This is a genomic window from Bartonella sp. MU70NMGDW, assembly GCF_042194085.1.
Classification (GTDB): domain Bacteria; phylum Pseudomonadota; class Alphaproteobacteria; order Rhizobiales; family Rhizobiaceae; genus Bartonella; species Bartonella grahamii.
Genome location: NZ_JBHIMK010000190.1, coordinates 1 through 2385, shown reverse-complemented (window position 1 = coordinate 2385; position 2385 = coordinate 1). Strand labels below are relative to the sequence as shown.

Genomic DNA, 2385 nt, shown 5'->3' with positions numbered 1-2385 from the left:
AAGGCAATTTCGCAATCATCGCTTCGTTAATTTGCCATCGGTTGTTAACTTCGTTTGAAAGATTGATATTTTGCTCGTGAATGATTGGTTGTTTGGTTTCTATCGTTTTGATTTGTTCTGATTGAACATCATCACACTCGATTGCCTTTTCAACAAAATCGTTTGTTTCTAAATTTTCAAAATCAATTTCTCTTTTTGATAAAATAATAGTTTTATTTTTATTGTTATTGTTAATGTTATTGTTAATGTTATTGTTAATGTTATTGTTATATATATAGGCATCATTAAGCATCGCTTTAGCATCATGCTTAGCATGCTTAGCATCATTAAGCATCGTTTTAGCATCATTAAGCATTGCTTTAGCATCGTTTTTATCAGTATTTTCAGTAACTTGAGCATCATCACAAGCATCACAAGTATAAGTTGTATGTTTATCCCATCTTGCCTGCGCTGCTTTCTTTGCTCTCTCCGATAATCTCTTTGATCGTGATGCTTTTGATACCTTTTCTAAACTCTCATGAGAGTTAGTAAGCTCTTCTTCAACATCTAAATTCCACAAGCGACCATCTGCTAAACGAATGAAATATCCTTCTTCAAGCAAAACATTCAGTGCCGCTTCAAACTTCTTCACTGAATAACCCGTGTAATTAGATAAAACTTTAATATTATAAAAAAGAGGTTCACCAGTATGCAACATACGTAACCGTAATCGCATATAGATATTGCCCTCTACAGCAGGCAAATAATCAACAACTATTGCCCACTTGTCTGCAAAAAGCCTCGTCCATGGTAATTTAATGGACATACCCCAATTCCCTTTCTTTAACTAAATATAAAATTGCTAAAGCATCTGCTTCGTTATCATCTTTCGGATTGTGCCCTTTTGCACGCACCGCCTTAATCATCTCTTCTTTCGACGCATTCCCCTTGCCTATCGTCGCTTTCTTAATCGTACTTACTGGTATCCCCTCATACGGTATCTGATGCTGTTCACACCACGCCGTTAACGTTGCTAACAAACCACCGTAAACATGCGCTGCATCTGTACCTTTATGACGCCTCACCTCTTCAAAATACACCGCGTCAATTTGACCTGCTGTCTGCTTTATTTCTGATAGCCATTGCTTAAAGCGCAAGTAACGCATTCCACCGCCTTCAAAACGGCGCGATTGAAAATTCACGGTACCACTGAACATGTCACCACTTGCACCACGTATCGCCCACCCCGTTTTGGTACCTAGATCAAAACAAAGAATCGTGTTAATCACCACACCACTCCATACAAAATGTGTTTTAGAAGATTGCTCTTTTTACGAAAATGCTGCCGTAGATCCTCAAAATCCACCAGAAAAAGTGAATTTTCCCGTCCGCGATATTCAATACTTTGAACCAGAAATCTTACAGCTGTTACGTTCAAAGAATAATGGTTTTCCAATTTGAACAATAACGCTGTTGTTCCTCAATACTTTTTTCAGCCAACTCGGCCCATGTCAGTGGCTTTGGCCTCACAAGATGAAATAATAAATATTGCGATCTATCCCATTTATTAACTTCTTCAATTGTAACGGTTTTTTTTGCCATAAACCATGTATGGACATCGTTAATAATTTGAATTGCTTCATTCTTTCTCTGTTCATCCATCATCAATTGTTGCAATATCTTTCGTGCTCTATTATCATCTTTTTCATCACTATATTCATTTATAATTGGAGCTTTGTTTACAAACTCTCTTACAAGCGCACGAACATCTTCAGGCTCTTGAAGATTGTCATTAATATTTTCATATTCAGTCAAATATTCTTGCTCTTTAGATTTCTTCTGTTCAGATTCCAACAAACGTTCTTGCACTTTTTGTTGCAATTGCTGCAATTGTTGTATTTTCTCTTCATTTTCTGCTAGCTGTCCTTCCATCAACGCTTTTTGTGACGCTATTAACTCATCTCGTTCTTTTATCGCTTGTCTAAGCATTTTTATGTTTTTAAAATTGGTATAAACCGCATAACATGAACACAAATTAGCAATACAAGATATAATAAGTGCAATTAAGCCCATCCCTCTCTCCTCACTTACCCTTCTTCTTACTCTTCTTATTCTTATGAGGCGGCGCTTTTACTGCTTCATCACGCGGCTTAAGCTCTTGTGTTAGTCTTTCAACTTCCTCGTCGCGTGATTGAACATCTGCTTTTAGTGCCTGTATCTTTTCACTTTTCCGTTTAAACTCTTCTCGGTACGCATCTATCTTTTGCTTCAATTCTTTAATTTCCGTATCACGTGATTGAACATCTGCTTCGAGTGTCATTACAACTTCACTTACATTTCTGAACGCCTTTTCATGCTCTTCAGTCTTTTGTTTCAGTTGTTTAATTTCCTCGTCGCGTTCTTCAA

The 2385-nt window shown here is 37.0% G+C and carries 3 protein-coding genes and 1 pseudogene; all 4 read right to left on the bottom strand.

Features of this window, described 5'->3' with window-relative positions; translation table 11 throughout:
* Positions 1 to 805: DUF1376 domain-containing protein (locus ACFIKE_RS09585; protein ID WP_375649599.1), on the bottom strand; the 805-nt coding region annotated here is incomplete at its 3' end.
* Entirely contained in the window at positions 795 to 1268 is a 474-nt protein-coding gene (locus ACFIKE_RS09580) for a crossover junction endodeoxyribonuclease RuvC (protein ID WP_375649597.1), read from the bottom strand. The genes ACFIKE_RS09580 and ACFIKE_RS09585, both read right to left, overlap by 11 nt.
* Before the next feature lie 145 nt (positions 1269 to 1413).
* A complete protein-coding gene (locus tag ACFIKE_RS09575) occupies positions 1414 to 2052 on the bottom strand; it encodes a hypothetical protein (protein WP_375649595.1) in 639 nt (212 codons plus the stop codon).
* A gap of 10 nt (positions 2053 to 2062) precedes the next feature.
* A pseudogene (locus tag ACFIKE_RS09570) lies at positions 2063 to 2385 on the bottom strand (hypothetical protein); the annotation flags it as partial.

Excerpts from the sequence above, each read along its gene's own strand:
- ACFIKE_RS09575 (WP_375649595.1), bottom strand. The coding sequence starts at position 2,052 with ATGGGCTTAATTGCACTTATTATATCTTGTATTGCTAATTTGTGTTCA.